The 18144-nt window shown below is 57.7% G+C and carries 15 protein-coding genes and 1 other RNA gene; 6 read left to right on the top strand and 10 right to left on the bottom strand.

Features of this window, described 5'->3' with window-relative positions; genetic code table 11:
* Positions 1 to 4: 4 nt before the first annotated feature.
* From AC5S26_RS19425 to AC5S26_RS19395, 7 genes are all read right to left on the bottom strand, one after another.
* Positions 5 to 910, bottom strand: coding sequence for a YicC/YloC family endoribonuclease (locus tag AC5S26_RS19425; protein ID WP_494186577.1), 906 nt, complete (start codon positions 908 to 910; stop codon positions 5 to 7).
* Positions 907 to 2784 carry an ABC transporter ATP-binding protein gene (locus AC5S26_RS19420; RefSeq protein WP_494186576.1) on the bottom strand — a complete coding sequence of 626 codons (1878 nt, stop codon included), beginning with the start codon at positions 2782 to 2784 and terminating at the stop codon, positions 907 to 909. The genes AC5S26_RS19425 and AC5S26_RS19420 overlap by 4 nt, the downstream gene beginning before the upstream one ends.
* A 77-nt stretch (positions 2785 to 2861) precedes the next feature.
* Positions 2862 to 3767 (bottom strand): RNase adapter RapZ, encoded by a 906-nt coding sequence (gene rapZ, locus AC5S26_RS19415; RefSeq protein WP_494186575.1) that lies wholly within the window; start codon positions 3765 to 3767, stop codon positions 2862 to 2864.
* A 55-nt stretch (positions 3768 to 3822) separates the two neighbouring features.
* A complete protein-coding gene (gene hpf / locus AC5S26_RS19410; RefSeq protein WP_494186574.1) occupies positions 3823 to 4464 on the bottom strand; it encodes a ribosome hibernation-promoting factor, HPF/YfiA family in 642 nt (213 codons plus the stop codon).
* Between the two features lie 32 nt (positions 4465 to 4496).
* A complete protein-coding gene (rpoN, locus tag AC5S26_RS19405; RefSeq protein WP_494186573.1) occupies positions 4497 to 6188 on the bottom strand; it encodes an RNA polymerase factor sigma-54 in 1692 nt (563 codons plus the stop codon).
* 211 nt (positions 6189 to 6399) lie between these two features.
* Entirely contained in the window at positions 6400 to 7128 is a 729-nt protein-coding gene (gene lptB, locus AC5S26_RS19400; RefSeq protein ID WP_494186572.1) for an LPS export ABC transporter ATP-binding protein, read from the bottom strand.
* Positions 7125 to 9644, bottom strand: coding sequence for an LptA/OstA family protein (locus tag AC5S26_RS19395; protein WP_494186571.1), 2520 nt, complete (start codon positions 9642 to 9644; stop codon positions 7125 to 7127). Before AC5S26_RS19395 ends, lptB begins: the two co-directional genes overlap by 4 nt.
* 85 nt (positions 9645 to 9729) lie before the next feature.
* Between AC5S26_RS19395 and AC5S26_RS19390 the strand changes: the two genes are divergently transcribed.
* Positions 9730 to 10383, top strand: a complete 654-nt coding sequence (locus tag AC5S26_RS19390) for a hypothetical protein (protein WP_494186570.1) — start codon at positions 9730 to 9732, stop codon at positions 10381 to 10383.
* Between the two features lie 85 nt (positions 10384 to 10468).
* Here the strand turns inward: AC5S26_RS19390 and glyS are convergent, their stop codons facing one another.
* Both glyS and AC5S26_RS19380 read right to left on the bottom strand, forming a co-directional pair.
* Complete coding sequence (gene glyS / locus AC5S26_RS19385; protein WP_494186569.1) at positions 10469 to 12604, bottom strand: glycine--tRNA ligase subunit beta; 2136 nt, start codon at positions 12602 to 12604, stop codon at positions 10469 to 10471.
* A 14-nt stretch (positions 12605 to 12618) separates the two neighbouring features.
* Entirely contained in the window at positions 12619 to 13584 is a 966-nt protein-coding gene (locus AC5S26_RS19380) for a glycine--tRNA ligase subunit alpha (protein WP_494186568.1), read from the bottom strand.
* Positions 13585 to 14669: 1085 nt separating this feature from the next.
* On the opposite strand from AC5S26_RS19380, the gene AC5S26_RS19375 reads away from it, so the two are divergent.
* The 3 genes from AC5S26_RS19375 (at position 14670) to ssrA (ending at position 16053) form a co-directional block, all read left to right on the top strand.
* Positions 14670 to 15107 (top strand): CYCXC family (seleno)protein, encoded by a 438-nt coding sequence (locus tag AC5S26_RS19375; protein ID WP_494186567.1) that lies wholly within the window; start codon positions 14670 to 14672, stop codon positions 15105 to 15107.
* A gap of 54 nt (positions 15108 to 15161) precedes the next feature.
* A complete protein-coding gene (locus tag AC5S26_RS19370; protein WP_494186566.1) occupies positions 15162 to 15581 on the top strand; it encodes an EamA family transporter in 420 nt (139 codons plus the stop codon).
* A gap of 118 nt (positions 15582 to 15699) precedes the next feature.
* Positions 15700 to 16053: a transfer-messenger RNA gene (ssrA, locus tag AC5S26_RS19365) on the top strand.
* Positions 16054 to 16513: 460 nt separating this feature from the next.
* Here the strand turns inward: ssrA and AC5S26_RS19360 are convergent.
* Complete coding sequence (locus AC5S26_RS19360; RefSeq protein WP_494186565.1) at positions 16514 to 16705, bottom strand: hypothetical protein; 192 nt, start codon at positions 16703 to 16705, stop codon at positions 16514 to 16516.
* Between the two features lie 265 nt (positions 16706 to 16970).
* Here AC5S26_RS19360 and AC5S26_RS19355 point away from each other — a divergent pair, with 265 nt between their 5' ends.
* Together AC5S26_RS19355 and AC5S26_RS19350 are read left to right on the top strand one after the other, a co-directional pair.
* On the top strand, positions 16971 to 17543 hold the full coding sequence (locus AC5S26_RS19355) for a carboxymuconolactone decarboxylase family protein (protein WP_494186564.1): 573 nt from the start codon (positions 16971 to 16973) through the stop codon (positions 17541 to 17543).
* A gap of 12 nt (positions 17544 to 17555) precedes the next feature.
* Complete coding sequence (locus AC5S26_RS19350; protein WP_494186563.1) at positions 17556 to 18098, top strand: carboxymuconolactone decarboxylase family protein; 543 nt, start codon at positions 17556 to 17558, stop codon at positions 18096 to 18098.
* The last annotated feature ends 46 nt before the right edge of the window (positions 18099 to 18144 follow it).

The following is an 18144-nucleotide window of genomic DNA, read 5'->3' as shown; positions in this document are numbered from 1 at the left end:
GCGACTACTCCAGATTCTGCACCTGTTCGCGAGCCTTCTCGATCTCGGCCTTGATCTCGAGCCCAAGCTCGGTAATGCGCAGGCTGTTCTCTCCTGAGGCTGAGCCGGTCTTCGAGAGCATCGTGTTGGCTTCGCGGTTCAGCTCCTGTAGCAGAAAATCCATCCGCTTGCCCAGTTCGCCGCCCTCATCCAGCATGGCCACGAAGCGATCGATATGGGTCCGGAGTCGGACGATCTCTTCTTCGATATCGCTCTTTTCGGCTAGCACCGCCGCCTCCGAAAGCAGCCGCTCTTCAGTGACCGGAACCCCGTCCGTCAGTTCAGCCAGACGCGTTCTCAGGCGCTCGAACTGTGCCTCTCGTACACCGTTCCGCAGAGACGCCATCTCCTCACCAAAGGCCTGAAGGCGCTTCATGGAGGCTCGCAGCTCTGCAGCTAGGGCTGCACCCTCCTCGGCGCGAACCTCGTTCAACCGCTCAATCAACGCAGGCATGGCTGCGATCACTGCCCGATCCAGCTCAGGAATTCCTTCGACGCCGATCGTGCTCTCCGCGGTCATGACGCCGGGAATCCGCAGCAGGCCGTTCAGATCCGGCTGATTCGGCAGGCCGTATAGCTCGGCGGCCTTGGCGATCGATGCCAGATATGCGCCCAGTAGATCCTCGTTCAATTGAATCTGGGCACTCGCCTTGCGATCCACCTGCAGCGTCACTTCAATGTGGCCCCGCTTCAGCATCTCCTTAAGCAGCCTTCGTAGCTGAATCTCTAATGCGTCGCAATAAGAGGGCAGGCGCATATGCAGATCGAGAAAGCGGTGGTTCACGCTTTTGATCGCCAACGAGAAGCCAATCGCGTCGTCTGCACCGCTTCGAGCGCTGGCAAACCCGGTCATCGAATAAATAGAACTCAAGCAAATCCCTCCAACTCTGCTGGCTGCAGCGGGCCTTCATTCTCTACTGCGGGAGAACCTTCGTCCCCAAACTGCATATCGTAAAGCCGGCGATAGGTGCCTGACTGCCGCATCAGCTCCTCATGGGTGCCGGTCTCCGTAACCCTGCCGCGCTCGATCACAACGATCCTGGTGGCTCTACGAACCGTAGAGAGGCGATGCGCGATCACGAAGACGGTCCGGTCCTGCATCAGGTTCGCCAGCGCAGCCTGCACGAACTGCTCGCTCTCTGTATCGAGGGCGCTGGTCGCCTCGTCGAGGATCAGGATGGGGGCATTCTTCAAAATCGCGCGCGCGATGGCCAGGCGCTGCCGTTCGCCCCCGCTCAGCCGAAGTCCCTTCTCGCCGATCCGGGTGTTGTATCCCTCCGGCATCTTCAGGATAAAGTCGTGCGCGAGCGCCATCCGTGCGGCCTCTTCCACCTTGCTGAGCGGAACGTCGGGCTGTCCGTAGGCGATGTTGTTTCGCACCGTATCGTTGAAGAGCACCGTCTCCTGGGTTACCTTGCCGATCTGCTCGCGCAGGGACGCGATCGTGACGTCGCGAAGATCGTAACCATCGATCACAATCCTTCCCTCGTTCACATCGAAGAAGCGCGGAATCAGGTTGACCAGCGACGATTTTCCCGCACCGCTCGGACCCACCAGGGCGATCACCTCTCCTGGCCTTACATCGAGATCAACCCCATGGAGCACCTGCGTTGTCTCGCCGTCATCTCCTATGTAGCCGAAACCGACCTTCTCAAACCGGATCTCCTGGTGGAATCCCTTCAGAACATGGGCGCGGCGCTTCTCCTGAACATCGTCCTGAGCGTCCATGAACTTGAAGATGTCTTCACTCGCCCCCATCGCCTGCTGAAAGCTGTTGTAGAAGAGAGCGAACTTCCGCACAGGATCGTACAGGGTAAATACGGCTACCAGGAACGCGATGAACGAGCCTGCCGTCATCTCGTGGCGAACAATCCTTCCCCGCCCCAGCAGGAGCAGCAGAGCGATTCCCACCGACCCCAGCGCATCCATCAGCGGCGAACTGATCGCCTGCACGCTGACCGACTTCAGGTTCGCGCTGAACAGCCTGCGCGCCGCTCTGCGAAAGCGGTTCATCTCCCAGAGCTCCATCCCGAAGGCCTTTACGATCCGATTGCCCGTGATGGTCTCATGCAGGATGTTCTGAATCTCGGCAAGCTTGTCCTGCCCCTTCCGCGTCGTCTGCCGCACCCTGCGGCCGATACGGCGCGCCGACGAGATGACGACCGGGACGAAGAGCAACAGCACCCAGGCCAGTTTGCCACCCACGACGACCACCACTCCGGCGGTAAACAACAGCGTGAACAGCTGCTGCATGAAGTCGCCCAGCACGCTTGACATCGCAAACTGCACACGTTCGATATCGTTGATCAGTGTCGAGAGAAGCGTTCCAGTCGTATGCTTCTGAAAGAACGCAACCGAGCGCCGCAGAACCGCGTTATACAGGTCATTGCGAAGATCGGTGATCATGCCGAAACCGGCATAGTTCACCAGGTAGGTTCCCAGGTAGTCGCACACCGATTTCAGAATTGCCGAAACGATCAGCGCATAGGCTACAACGGTCCAGGCATTGTGGAAGTGCCCCGGAACCAGAAACTGCAGGTTCAACTCGCGATGGATGTGGGGCAGATGAAACTTCAGCACTTCGCCGGTCGATGCCTCCGGGCTCAGCACATTGTCGAAGATCGGCTTGACCAGAAGAATGCGCAACGCGGCCATCGCGCCAACCGTCGCCATCAGGAGCACAGAACCAACCAGATACAGGGCATAGGGCCGCACGTAGAGAAGCAATCGCCAGATACGCTTCAAGCCGCCACTCTCCCGATCCTTACCATCTCCGGCATCACTCTATTTTAATCGCCTTCCGGGTCATGCGGGGGCCGACATTAGCGCGGCATGTCGCGGTGCAGCGTTTTGACGCGATAGCCGGCAGACGAAAGCCTCTTCTTCATCTCCTCCGCGATGAATACCGAACGATGCTGGCCGCCGGTACATCCAAAAGCCACCGTGAGATAGCTCTTTCCTTCCTTGATGTAGTGAGGAAGGAGAAATTTCATCATCTCCGTCGTCCGGTCCAGAAACTCCGCCGTCTGCGGGAAGTCGCGAACATATTTGGCGACCTTGGGATGCTTGCCCGTCAGCTTGCGAAATTCCGGCACGAAATGGGGGTTAGGAAGAAATCGCACGTCGAAGACGAGGTCCGCCTCCGCCGGGACTCCGTTCTTGAACCCAAAGCTGTTCGAGGAGATCGTTAGGTTACGATCACTCGCCTCCCGCTCAAACTGGGCCCCAATGTGCGCCCGCAGGTCATGCACGGTGAACTTGGTGGTATCCAGAACGATATCGGCGACATTGCGGATTGGGTCCAGCCGCTTGCGCTCCGCGCGAATCGACTGCACGACCGTATCACTGCGGCCCATGGGATGGGGCCGGCGAGTCTCAGAGAATCGCCGGATCAGAATTTCATCGCTGGCCTCGAGGTAAAGCACACGAGTGGGCAAAACCCTGCGAACTTTCTTGAGAATGGCCGGGAACTCGTCCAGCCGCATACCTTCGCGAACGTCCACAACCAGGGCAGCACGCTCGATCTCCCTCGACTGCCGCACCAGGTCCGCGAATCGCGAAACCAGCTCAAGCGGAAGATTGTCGACCGAGTAAAAGCCAAGGTCCTCAAAGCTCTTCAAGGCAGAGAGCTTTCCAGATCCGGATAACCCGGTCAGGATAACCAGCTCCTTGATTGCTCCTTTTTTGGCCGTCTTTTTTGCCGTCTTTTTTACCTGCTTCCGGGGCATGACTGGAATCGTAGCACCTGTCATGCTCCGGGCAAGTCACAGTCTCATCACGGCGCTATGGAACCTCAATCAATTCCATCTTGCCGTCGCGCTTGCGATGCAGCACCAGCGCCTGACCGCCGTGGTCGCGAAAGACGAAGACCTCGCGATCGCGGAAGGCTGCCTCCTTCACGGCCTCTTCGAGCGACATCGGCCTGAGGGCAACGCCGTCGTTCGAGCGAACCAGGTGGGGCTCCACCAATGGCGTCTCCGAAGGAAACGAATGGACCAGCATGGGTACGGCCTTACGGGCAGAACCATTCGCAGAACCATTCTTTGTGGCTGGTATCTTCTCCGTCTGCGTTACGGCAACCGCATCGTCCTCGGGTTCCGCGAGCGCAACCTGGCGAACACCCTCTTTCGCGTGCCGCTTGATCGTCACCTTCTTCTTCTTTTGCCGGATAGCCTGTTTTTCAATGGCGGCCAGAGCATCGCGAAGCGCCATCTCCATATCCGTGGCCTCACAGGCTGCCACCAGCTTCAGGTTTCTTGTCTGGACCGTCACTTCCGCTGTGCGACGATATTTTTCTGTCGCAAGGATCACGTGCACGCTGCCCGCACTTCCAATGATCTTCTCGATCCGGGCCAGTCCCGCTTCGGTCTGCGCTTTAAGTTTTTTGGTAACTGTCGTCTGCCTGCCGGTGTAATCCAGGTTCATCGGGGTACCTCGTTGGAACATCTTACGCCGGTTCACCGCACCCGGCGTTGATGGGTGCTCGGAATCTGCATGTCCTCACGATACTTCGCCACGGTTCGGCGGGTCACCTGAATGCCCTGCCGCTGCAGCTCCGCCGCAAGCTGGTCGTCGGTCAGGGGTTTGCGGGAGTCTTCCTCTTCGATCAGCTTCTTCACCTTGCGCTTGAGCAGAACCAGGGGAAGATCTCCTCCCTCCGGCCCATTGACACCCTCGGAGAAGAAGAAGCGGAGCTCATAGACCCCCTGCGACGTGTGCACATATTTATTGGCAACCGCGCGGCTCACAGTCGAGGGATGTACGCCAATCTCCTCCGCAACCTCTTTGATCATCATCGGCTTCAGCGCATCGACGCCCCGTTCGAGAAACTCCGTCTGCCGGCGAACGATGACCTCACAGGTGCGCACAATCGTATTCTTCCGCTGTTCGATGTTGCGAAGCAGCTGAATCGCCGATTTGTAGCGCTCCTTGACGTACTCCTTAACCTCTTTTTCCGTCTTCTTTTCCAGCAGCATCCTGCGGTAGTTATGATTGAGTCGCAAAGCCGGCATGTCTTCATCGTTGACGAGGACGATATAGCGGTCATCCCGCTTCACGAAGGCCACATCCGGCTCAATCAGCCGCGTCTCCACCTGGTTGTAGCGCTGACCCGGCCGGGGATCGAGCGACCGAATGAAGTCGACCGCCGCCTGAACCTCCTCCGGGGAGCGGCCACAGCTTTTCGTAAGCTCGCGCATGTCTTTCTTCTGCAGAAGGGCAAGGCAATTTTCAACAACGTACGAAGCCGTTGTGAAGACATCCTTGCGTTCCCCCGAAGCCTGGCCTTCACTGGAAACACTGACAAGACTTCCATTCCCTGCGCTTGTCTCGTGCCGCCGCAATGTCATCGCAGCTTCGTTGCGCTGGGCTGCGATCTGAACCAGCAAACACTCTCGCAGGTCGCGCGCACCTACTCCTACAGGATCCAGATTGTTGACGATCGTGCGCGCCTCGCGCACAACCGCAAGAAGAGACTCGTGCTCTTTCGCAGAGGAAGCAGCAAGATCGAGTCCCTGCGATTCCTCGTCTGACGCGGGTTCCGCATTCGACCACAGCGACGATGCCCGGTTTCGCGTCCCCTGCTCGAAGGGGATCGGGTTAGTCAAGGGCGGCAGCTGCAACTGGAGCAGTGAGTCCACCAGCTCCTCATCGCTCGCCGTCAAGTATCCGTTCTCGTTAAGATTTCCAATGACCAGCTCCGCCGCCACCCGAACCTCGGGATTCAGGATCAGAGATCCAAGCTGCCAGATCAGGTGATCGCTCAACGTGCCCGGCTGCGATAGAAAGCTCTCCAGCGAAGGCTTGTCGTATTCCTCGAAGTTCGAGGCCGTCCGATAGCCCGGATCGAGATAGTCCTGGAAGTAGCTTCCAAAGTCGATCTCATCGAAGGGATCCTTCTCTGGGCGCTCGCCTTCGGCTGCAACCTCTTCCGCCGACCTTTCGCGGTCTCCCTCGAGACCGGCTCGTTCCTCAAGCGGGATACCGGTGTCTTCAATCTCTTCAAGCACCGGGTTTTCAATGATCTCGGTGTTGATCATCTCCTTCAGTTCCAGCTTGTTCAACGCCAGCACGCTGACCATCTGGACCAGCCCGGGAGTGAGCACCTGGCGCTGGGAGACCTTCAGATTGAGCTTGGGTTGCAGGAGCACGTCAGCAGATCCTCGTCAGTTTCTTTATGCGATGTGGGAATTGGAGTGTACCGCTTTCCACACTCGCGGTACATCGCTATGCCCGAGGCGAACGCCTACGGGCTGCCAGTCCATACGTTTAACAATTTACTTAGTTTTAGTCTACCCCGCTCTGTCCAATCTGGATGTCTCACAGCGGTGGGGCACTTTTACAACTGAAGTTGTACCGAAGCTAATCCATTGAAAACTTCTCCCCCAGATAGACCTTTCGCACCTCAGGATCCCTACCCAGGTCTCCTGGCGTGCCCGCCCGAAAGATCTTCCCTTCGTTGATAATGTACGCCCTGTCCGTCACGGACAAAGTCTCGCGCACATTGTGGTCCGTAATCAGGACACCGATGCCGGACCTCTTCAGGGCAAAGATGATCTCCTGCAGATCGATCACCGCAATCGGATCAATCCCGGAAAACGGCTCATCCAACAGGATAAATGCCGGGTTGATCGCCAGGCAGCGGGCAATTTCCACACGTCTGCGCTCACCCCCACTTAGCGCATAGCCGCGCGTCTTGCGTACATGGGAGAGGTTCAGTTGCTCGATGAGCTTTTCGGTGCGTGTCCGCCTGCTCTCCCAGCTGGATTGCTGGGTCTCCAGCACGGCCAGAATATTATCTTCCACCGTCAACTTGCGAAAAACCGAAGGCTCCTGCGGCAGATAGCTGATCCCGTACTCGCGGGCGCGCAAATACATCGGAAGCCGCGTGATGTCATTTCCATCGGCAAGGACGCGTCCTCCGTCAGGCCGCACCAGGCCGACAATCATATAGAAGCTCGTCGTTTTGCCCGCGCCGTTCGGACCCAGCAGGCCGACCACTTCGCCCTGTTCGATCTTCAGGCTCACACCTCGTACAACCTGGCGGCCGCCATACGACTTGCCGATCTCCTCCGTCGATAGCGTCCTCATCGTTCTCTCTTCACCCGCGTCTCCGTGCGAACCCTCTGGCCAATCCCGTTCGCATTTCCATTAGAAATCACGACGCTGGCGTCCTGCTGGCGGAACCGAAGCTCGCTGCCGGTGATCGTGCCTCGGGTTGCATCAATCACCCTGGGCGGCTGCGCCTCCGTCCCAGTCAGCACAAACGTGCCGTCGCTGGCCGTATAGACGAGGCGGTCCCCAGTTGCACGGCGGTCCGCCTGCTCGATCTGGATCGCGCCTTGAACGACAACCCGCTCGACGCTGCCCCCCAGGAAGCCCGGAGCGGCGGCCGACGCCGCATCTCTTTTCGTGGGAAGCGACTGCAAATAGGCTGTCGCCTGCTGGCCGAGCATGGTCCCGTCAGCGCTCTCAACCTTGACTCCACCGGTAAATTGAGCGGCGTGCGACTCCTCGGAGTACACCACCTCACGGCTCCCGATGCGCACGACAGCAGCCTTACGCAGCCCATCGCCTTTGGGCGAAGCCGCCGGCTTACCTTCCCCGGTCGTCGATCCGGCACTCACGAGCACCGTACGAATAGCCATCGCAGATCCGTTGCGATCGCCCCGTGCCGTCAATCTTCCCTGCTTTCGCTCGAACTGCAGCATGGGAGCTTCAATCTGGGAGCCACCCTGCCACAGCCGCGCCAGGCTGCCCGCAGAGCCATAAAAGATTGCCGTGTCCGTCGCCTTCCTGAGATCTGCCCGGTCGGCCAGCACGTGAAGGGTCTCGCCTTTTTCGCCCTGCCGGTAGCTGGCTTTCACCGATCCCTCCGCAGCCGCGTCTCCCGTCTTCTGCTCCATCGCAATCCGATCGGCCCACAGGGCTCCATCCCGATTCTGCATCTCGACCGAACCGCTCAGCGTGAGTCGTTGCGCGCCGCCGTCATAGGTCGCCTTCGTTGCTGTCGCCCTGTCGATCTCAGGAGCTCCCGCCTGCCCGGCCTTCACCGGAACCGTGCGAGTTGCAATCACATTGCCCTGCTGAATCGCGCTCTCAATCTCCTCGCGTCCCTCAATGGCCGACGTACTCTTCGAAGAGGCCGAGCGTTGAAACGTCGCGTTGAGCGTGTCGCCCGAACTCGTCTGCACCGCACCGTCTCCGCTCTTCTGTTCGAGTATCGTGTTCCCGTCCCCATGCACCCCATCCAGCCTTGGCCTTCCGCCTTCCTGGACAAAGTGTGCAGTCAGCACATTCCCCTTCATCGAACTGGTTCGAATCCCTTTCCCATCTTTCTCCGGGCCTGTCACCTGAAGACGCGCGTTGCCGTTCGCCTTCGCATCGCGAAGCCACGTCTTTCCCTTCGCATCCGTCGCCAACGCCATCTCAACAGTTGAGGCAGTCAGATCTCTTTCGCTTCCCATCTTCGCGCCATTCGCGGGAGCAATCTGTTCCTTCATGTGAACCGAGCCGGTCAGGACTGTCTTCTCCATCTGTCCCATCCTGTCAAAGACCGCCCTTGCCTCCTCAGCTTCTCCGTGGGCCTCTCGTGATTCGTCCTTGGCGAGATAGCGCACCTCTCCCGTCATCCGAATCGACTCCGGTTTGCTCAGCTCACTCAGGAACATCTCTCCCCGCTGCGAGGTCACCTGGGAACCGTCGCCCGCGGTCATCCTGACTCCACCTTCGCCCATCAGACGCTCGGTCGAGCCATTGGGCCGCAGAAACGCGGTCGCCTGCCGGGCTTCCACCGTCTGCCTTGCACCTTCCGCCTTACCCTCGCCGTTCACCGTGACAAACTCCGCCTGCGACAGCAGAACCTTCCGATTTACACGATTCAACTCAGCACGTGAGGCCGTCAACAGAATTGGACGGCCATGATCGAGCCCGCTTACCTTGACCGCGGAATGAAGAATCAGCACGCCGTTGTCAGCGTTGTAATCGGCTCCAGTCGCATTCCCCGTCAGGCCGTGGTACTCAAACTCGATCTCCTGATCCGTCGCCGCCACGCCAAGCTTCTGGAGATAGACCAGCCCACTGGTCTTCACATGAATCGTCTCTGCATTCTTCAACTCTTCTTCGTGTCCAGGACCACCGTCTTGCTGCTGCACTTTTTCAGTACCGACCGGCGCCGTTGCCCCATCCGCCGTTTTAGGCGGAGCCTGAAGATCGAGGTGAACCTCCCCCATCGCTTTCACAACCCCCGCGGCCTGGTCCAGCTCGAACTCCTTGCCATAGATCCGATCGACCCGATCGACGCCCTTGCCCTCTTCCTGCCCGCGTCCATACACCGAAATAGCCACGTCCCGCATCGTGTACTTGCCGTCTTTGTGCTGAATCGCCTTTGCCGCATGGAGCGTGAAGACGGTTCTTCCCTTCACCGTCTGCGACCAGGTAAAGGAGTTTGTCTCCTGCTGGATATCGGCTCCCAGCTTTCGCGGCAGCTCGGCCAGAAAACGATGTGCCCGATAGTGCGCATACGTCAGGAAGCCCGCGATAACCAAAACCAGAAGGCCCGCACCCGCGAGCAACCCTATCCGCAGCCTCTCTATCGACATCCGCATCGTAAACCGTCTCTTCTATCTTCTCATTCCTCTTGAGACAAGTCCTTCGCGTCTTCCTCCCGTCTCCGGCCTGTACACTATCCCCATGGCAGACCAGCTTTATCTCAGCCTGTGGTTCCCGAACTTTCGCTTCGAAGCGCTTCCAGCCGCGCTCGTCTCCGTCCTCCGTCAGTTCGCTCTCGTTAGCGGAGAAAAGCGCGTCGCTGCCGCGTCGGTTTACCCCATCAGCTTTACCGAATCTCCGGTCTACCAGCGCATCTACGTCAACGACGATCGCGCCCAGTCCACCGAAGATTCCATCATCGAGAACGCCGTCTCAGAGGCCACCGAGCAACTGCATGACGACATGGTCTACGAGTTCGAGATGAAGTGGAACCTCTGGATGCCCGAGGGCACCGAGGCTCCTACCTCCGAAGCCGCCCTCGACACCCTGTGGCGCCAGCAACCATCGACAGTGAAGATACTCGGCTTTGGTCCCCTCTTCGATCAAGCCAGCTACGAGCAGAACGGACACATCCGTGTCGACTTCGGCCTCGACACTCCCTGGGTCCTCGATGAAGAACAGACCGAGGTACTCGACGAAGAAGCCCAGAAACACATTCAGCAGAACATCGAGATGCTGCTCGCCTTCACCCTCTCGGTCGAGAAGAACTCCGGCATCTCCAGCCGGCTTCTCTGGACCGAATCCGGCGAACCGCTGGCGGAAAAACTGATCGCCCGGTTACAACGGCTCAACTGAGCAACAACATCTTGCGTTGTCATTCCGACCGGAGCGCAGCGAAGTGGAGGAATCTGCTTCTCCACCGCAGATCCAAACGCGCTAACTACCCAGCCGTAACAATCTCCGAAAAGTCCGCAATCTCCGAGAAGGTTCCAACGATCCTCTGAAGCATCTGCAGTCTTTTTGTTCGAACGTTTGGATCCGGATCCATCACCATCACCTGATCAAAGAAACTATCCACCTCAGGCCGCAGGGTCGCCATCGACTCTAATGCCGGAAGGTATTCATGACGATCGGCCAGATGTTTTACCTTCTGCCCGATATCTCCCGCCCGTGCGTTCAAAGCGATCTCCGCTGGATGAGCTGCTCCTGCTTCCGTCAGCTCTTTTCCAGGCTCGCCCTTCTCCTTCGCCTGCGCCAGAATATTCTTCATTCGCTTGAACGCCGCGCTCACCGCCTCGAAATCCGCTGAGCCGCGAACTGCGGTTACAGCCTCGGCCCGAGCCACGGCATCGCGCACATCGTCGCTTCCAGCCGCAAGCACCGCCTTCACCACGTCGTAAGCCTGTCCGCGAGCCTCGCGCAGATAGAACTCCAGCCGCTCCACCAGGAACGAGCGCACCTTCGGTTCCACGGCCTCGTTCTCCGTCGCACGTCCGGCAATCTCCGCCAGGGTCAACGGCAGCGGCACCGCGCTCTCGGCGAGGATCTTCACAATTCCGTTCGCCGCTCGCCGCAAAGCAAACGGGTCTTTTGACCCCGTCGGCTCCATCCCCAACCCGAACATTCCGGCGATGGTGTCTGCCTTGTCCGCAATCGACAGCAGCGCACCCTCAACCGTACGTGGAACCGAGTCCTCCATCGACTCCGGCAGGTATTGATCGTAGATCGCGTCTCCTGCAGCCGTCGAGGCACCCTGCGCCTTCGCATAGAGTCCACCCACAATACCCTGCAGCTCCGTGAACTCCTTCACCAGCTCTGTAGTGAGATCGGTCTTGGCAAGCATCGCTGCTTCGTCCAGCGCAGCAACATCGATGCTGGTGCCGCGTGTGGTCAACAACTCGGCAAGAGTCGCCGCCAGAGCCCGTACACGCCCGGTCTTCACGGTATAGCTTCCCAGGTCTTTCTGGAAGGTGACGTTCTCCAGCAGCTTCACCCGCTCCTTCAGGGGAATTCGCTGATCGAACTCCCAGAAGAACCGCGCATCGTTGAACCGCGCCCGCAGCACGCGCTCGTTGCCGTGACGGATCACCGCAAGCCCACTCTCCTTGGCCTCGGTGTTCAACACTGCCAGAAAGTGAGGAGCAAGCGAAGCTTTTCCTTCCTTGTTTCCGCTTCCCTCCCCTGCACTTCCTTCCACCGCGAGATATTTCTGATGATCGCGCATGACGGTCACCAGAACCTCTTCGGGCAGCGCAAGGTACTCGGGCTCGAAATCTCCCAGGATCACCGAGCTGTCCGAAGCCCACTCCGTCAGGTGCGTCAGAGTATCAATCAGTTCATGGTCTTCACGCCATCGCGCGCCTTCCACCGTCCTGGTTACGCGGTCCAATGCCTTTCGGATCTTCTGGCGGCGAGTCTCCACGTCCGCAATCACGTAGGCGATAAGCAGCGCCTCCTCATACTTCGACGGAGCCTCCAGCGCAATCGCCGCCTCTCCGAAGAGCACGCGATGGCCATACGTCACCTTGCCCGCGGTCTTTCCGCCAAACTCCACCGGAACCACCGCGCCGCCCAGCAGCGCAATCATCCAGCGGACCGGTCGAACGAATCGCTCCGGCTTGCCCGCGCGCCAGTACATGTTCTTCGCCCAGTAGATTGCCGCAAGCTCCTTCGGCAGCTCCGCCGCAATGACCTCTGAAGCCGAGCGCCCAGCCTTGACCACGGTCGCGGCAAGATACTCTCCCTTCGGCGTCGTCACCGTCTTCAGTGCTTCCACGGCAACGCCGGCCTTCTTCGCAAACGACACCGCTGCAGGGGTGGCTGCACCATCCTTAAAGGCCACCTTCACCGAAGGCCCCGTCAGCTCTTCCGACGCATCCTCCTGCCGTCCGGCAACGCCGCTCACCAGCACCGCAAGCCTGCGAGGTGTCGAAAAACTTTTGACCTCGGCACCCGCCGTAACCAGACGCTCGCGCTCCAGCAACCCAACCACGCGCCGCTTCAGCTCTGCCTCGGCCCCCGCAATCATCCGCGCAGGTACTTCCTCCAACCCGATCTCAAAAAGAAAATCCGCCATCACACTCTCTCTGGCTAACTCGCCAATTCGCCTACTGGCTCAGCAGCCACCAACTCGCCCTGCCGCGCATATGCCTTCGCCACGCCAACCACCAGCGTGCGGATTCGAGCCATCACGCCTACGCGCTCCGTCACGGAGATCGCTCCGCGCGCATCGAGCAGATTGAAGACATGCGAGCACTTCAACGCCAGCTCATAAGCTCCCAGAACCGGGAAGCGCTTCAGCGTCAACTCATCCATCTTCTCCATACTCTTCGCTTTTTCAAGAAGATCCAGGCATTCTGTCTCGTATAGCTTTAAGTGTTCCCAGAGCTTGGGCACCTCGGCATAGTCAAAGCTGTAAGCAGAGAACTGTTCCTCCTCTGCCAGCCTCATCTCGCCATAGGTCACCTTTCGTCCTGTATCCGGCTCAACCGCCCAGACAATGTCGTAGATCGAATCGACGTCCTGCAGAAATCCGGCGATGCGCTCCAGGCCATACGTAATCTCGCCGCAGATCGGATCGAGGTCCATGCCTCCGCACTGCTGGAAGTAGGTAAACTGCGTAATCTCGAGACCATCCAGCATCACCTGCCAGCCCACACCCCAGGCGCCGCCTACTGGCCATTCCCAGTTGTCCTCTTCGAACTTGATGTCGTGTTCGCGCAGGTCGATCCCGATCGCCTCCAGCGATTCGAGATACAACTCCTGAATTCGTTCCGGAGGCGGCTTCAGAATCACCTGAAGCTGGGTATGCCGAAAAAGACGATTGGGATTCTCTCCATAACGCCCGTCCGCCGGGCGACGAGAGGGTTGTGCATAGGCGATACGAACCGGCTTTGACCCCAGCACCCGCAGAAATGTATCGGGCGACATCGTCCCCGCTCCCACCTCAACGTCATAGGGTTGTTGAAGAACGCATCCCTGGTCTGCCCAGAACCTTTGCAGCCGAAACAAAAGCTCCTGGAATGTAAGCGATTTTTTCACGTCTTTGCCGGTCACCAGCTCTTCTCACTCGCCATTCTGTAATTGAATTCCCTGATTCTAAATCGTTCGCCGATCACCGCTGGAATTTCTCACGCAGGCACGTACATAAATTCTCCAATAACTCAAAGAAACGTCACCTCAAAGAAACGTCATCTCAACCGCCCGTCATCTCAAACCGCCCGTCATTGCACCCTACACCGTCAGTGCACCCTACAATCTCAAAAACCGTCATTGCATCTCCCTGTCATCGCAAAAACCCTCGTCATCTCGACCGGAGACGCGCAGCTTCACCGCGCGGCGGAGCGGAGAGATCCCTGTATTTCGCCTTTGTTCCTGCCGTTGTCTGTTTCTCTGAGGCTCCCCCAAAATTTCCGAAAGGCAAAAGCCCCCAGTCTCTCCCAGTTCCTTGACTCCAGAGGCTCTTCTTGTCCCCCCGAATCGGTGCAACGTAGTAAGCCACAAAACTTCACAATTTTGCGGCGTGTATTTTTCTGTCAAGCCCTTCACACACTAACTGCAAAAAACGAATGAAGTTGCAAACGCGCATGAGTTTTAGCGAACTCGGTAAAATAGAAGATAGATAAGAAAAGTCCCGAGGGATCTCCTTCGGGCTTTCTCTTTTAAGACAAGGCATCCACAGAATTCAGGGGATCATTTTGCGAGGTCCGGACCTAAGTTGCATTTATTCAAGACTTTGCGCAATAAGTACGGGGGGAGGGGTCAGTGATTCAGGATGACGCGATCTCAGTATTCAAAAATATGGAAGTGCTCCAAAAAAATATTTTATGGAAAAGCAGAATCACTCCGCACCCGAAGCAAGGAGACAATTTCGCTTAAAATAAACCACTTACACTCGTTTCCAGAGTGAGGGCAGACAATTTCTATCGAACTTTTCCTATGACAGAACATATTTTCATAAATCTTCCTCCATTTTGTGGTATCTTTCTTTTACGGGATGAGGAATGGCAATCCCGGAAGGATTTCAGCTTCGAGCGAGTCTCCCTCAGCTGACACAAGTTGCGTCACTGGCCTCCCGGCACGAACAATGTTCGTGCCGTCTTTTTTTGCTCCCTCGCCGCCTCCTTATTTAGGATGTGGAAATGAAGCGAATACTTGGACTTCTCGCATTAGGACTCGTCACGATCGCAGCCTCCGCGCAGTGGAGCAATCCTGCGGCAGACATTCCCGCCTATAACGCGAAGCCACCGGCAAAACCGCTTCCGCCCGTTCTCGCGGGAGAACAGCTCACAGGTCCATACTTCACGCATCCTTATCAGGTCACGGCCTATAAGATGGCGGCGAAGATTCCCGCCGTTCTCCACCAGCAGCCCTGTTACTGCCACTGCGACCGGGCGTTAGGCCACAACAGCCTGCACAGCTGCTTTGAAGGAGCCCACGGCGCCGTCTGCTCCACCTGCATGAAGGAAGCGGTCTTCACCTACCAGCAGACGAAAAAAGGAAAGACTCCTGCGCAGATCCGCGCTGCGATCGAGCGCGGCGACTTCGAGAGCGTCGACCTCGAAAACGCTTCCCTTTAGCCCGCTCGATCCTCACAAGACCTGCGGCGGAGCCAGACAGGATATCCTCGCAGGATGAGCTGGTTCTTCTGGGCAGTTCTCTCAGCCATCTTCGCCGCGGCAACCGCGCTTCTGGCCAAGGTTGGTGTCACCGGAATCGATCCAAACCTCGCGACCGCCATCCGAACGACGGTGATCGTAGCCTTCACTTGGGCGATCGCGATCGGCTTCGAAACCCATCGAGGACTCGCGCAGATCTCTTCGCGGAGCTGGCTGTTCCTGATCCTCTCCGGAATCGCAACCGGACTCTCGTGGCTCTGCTACTTCCGAGCGCTCCAGCTGGGCCCCGCCTCAAGCGTCGCACCGGTCGATAAGCTGAGCGTGGTTCTGGTAATCTTCGGAGCTTGGATCTTCCTGGGCGAAAAGCTTACCCCTTTGAAGATTGGTGGAGCTTCCCTCATCGCGATTGGAGCCGTGATCTTAGCCTTCGCATAGACGCGTGACGGTTCTCGAATTGAGATAGGACAGGCTGCTCACTTACGGCTGGCTGCACGCGATATAATGAGTACAGTTCTTTGCACGGCCCAATGCATGGTTGGTGCCAGCTCCAAATGGGGGCGTCACGGCTTCGACGGGATTGCTTGCGGCAGAGAGGCATGCCGGGGTGTGGACACCCGTAATCGCTCACAAAACTATAAGTGCCGAACCTCAATTCGCGCTTGCTGCTTAATTAACTAAGTAGCCGATTGCTTCCGCTTCGCCTACGGGCGGATACCAATCGTCGCACAGTAGGCTGGCCAAACCTGCTCCGCCTGTGCGGGGATGGCGAGATCGATCAGGCTGGTGGCCGCAACATCTTCGCCCGTTCTAAGTGGCGGCTACGAGACAAAGATGATACGGGAAAAGCATGAATGCTCTCTGTTGAAGGTTTTTTCGGACGCGGGTTCGACTCCCGCCGCCTCCACCACTTCATTATCTTATTTTCAATAAGATAATGAAGTTTGATGATTCTGTGTACGATATGGGTACGATCGCTCCATTATGTTGCCCCCTTTACTGACGCCATCTTAAGCGCTGTTCGAAGGCTCATGCCCCGACGAAACTCCTAAACGTAGGCAAATCTTCTTACTCTGACCCATTCTTTGTTTCATTACTCATGTCCATAGCGCTTCCCCTATTTTCCAGACGTGAGGGTCAAACTGTAGAGCAACTATTCGAACGAACTTGCTTAACAGTTAATAACCGGATCTATCGATGTTGCGCTCATAACTGGAGGGCTTGCACCCATCGGCCTATACAACGTATAGCGCGATCCGAAGGTCGTGGTGAGCACAGTCAAGTCAGAGCCGCTGTCTGCGGAAGCACCTACCTCCGTACCGATCGCGTTGGCTGCCAATCCAAGACCACAATAGGTCTGGGTCGAGAGCTCAATCCCACCTCCCCTGCAGCCAGAAGGTGGGCTTAGAAACCAGGTCGCTCCGTTGCGAGGTGTAAGTAATCGCGAGATCTACCTCCCTATGATCGAGAGTTGCGGTCGAGGGAGCAGCCTGCGCCATTAATGCGGTGGACACAAACAGTGGGGCTGCGAGCAGAAGAAGATATCGTGCTAATAACTTCATTCTTCTTCTCCTCTTATCTGAGCTCCGTTTTGCTAAACAGAAGTGAGTTGTCGGCAGTATCTCTGGCTTCCGAGTGCCCCAACGGCAAGACCTCTCCTAGTCCGAAGTGCGCAGCGCGCCCAGGGAAATCCATCGCCGAAGTTCAAGCTTGTGTTGACCAATAGATAGATTGCGTAACACGCAGGCATAACCAACCTTTCGATGGAGGCGCAGATAAACGCAGGACTGGTAAACTCACAGACATTTCTTAGAGGTCTCCAGCCCAATGCCGCATATCGCTTTGCCGGAAAGCCAACCTGGAATTCGCGGCGCGATGGCGTTTCGACCCGAAACTGCCCGTCCGCTGAATGACCTTGTTGAAGTTCTTTTGCACGCTCCAAACAGCCTCTCGCCTGGAAAGCGCGAACTGATCGCTACCTACGTGTCCTATCTGAACGATTGCCACTACTGCCAGTCGATCCACGGCGCCATTGCCGCCGCACATCTGGATGGTGATGAGGAGCTCGTGCACCGCGTCAAGGCCGATTTTCAGTATGCTGCCATATCTGCAAAGCTGAAAGCGCTACTTGTTATCGCGAGCAAAGTGCAGCGCGGGGGCAAGCACGTTACAGCAGAAGATGTGGCGCACGCGCGCAGCCTGGGCGCGACGGATGTCGAGATCCATGACGCGGTGCTGATCGCAGCGGCGTTCTGCATGTACAACCGTTATGTGGACGGGTTGGCAACCATACAGCCGCGCGATGAAGCCATGTATCGAGAGCGCGGTAAGATGGTGGCGCGTGATGGTTACGTGAGTGTAAGCAAAACGTATCTTCCGGCCGAGCCTGTGGGCCGCTGAGAGAGGGGCACGATGGCGCATATCTCACTTCCTGAAGGTCTGCCCGGTATCAGCGGCGCGTTCGCCTTTCGTCCGGAGACAGCTAAACCCATGCGCGAACTGGCACATGTGCTACTGCACGAGCTAAACAGCCTGGCGCCTGGAGAGCGTGAACTAATCGCTACGTACGTTTCGTCGCAAAATGACTGTTACTTTTGCCAGGCTAGTCACGGCGCCGCTGCGGCATGTCATCTAGGCGCAGACGATATCGTGCGTCAGGTAAAAACCGATTTCGAAAGCGCGCCGGTTGCGCCGAAGTTAAAAGCGTTGCTAGCAATCGCGGGCAAGGTGCAGCGCGACGGCAAGCTCGTCACTGCCGAAGACGTAGAGCGGGCCCGACGCGAAGGCGCGTCCGACCTGGAGATTCATGATACGGTGCTCATCGCCGCGGCGTTCTGCATGTACAACCGTTATGTGGATGGCCTTAATTCCTGGCAGCCCCGCGATGATGGCATGTACTCCCAGATGGGCCAGCACTTGGCCGAGCATGGTTATCTGAAATCTTCACAAAGATAGTGCGCATCAACTTTGTTTGAAGCCGAAGGCAATCGTACTTCTGGCT

It is taken from the genome of Edaphobacter sp. FHG110511_03 (genome assembly GCF_059115365.1).
This window is presented reverse-complemented; position numbering and strand designations above follow the sequence as displayed.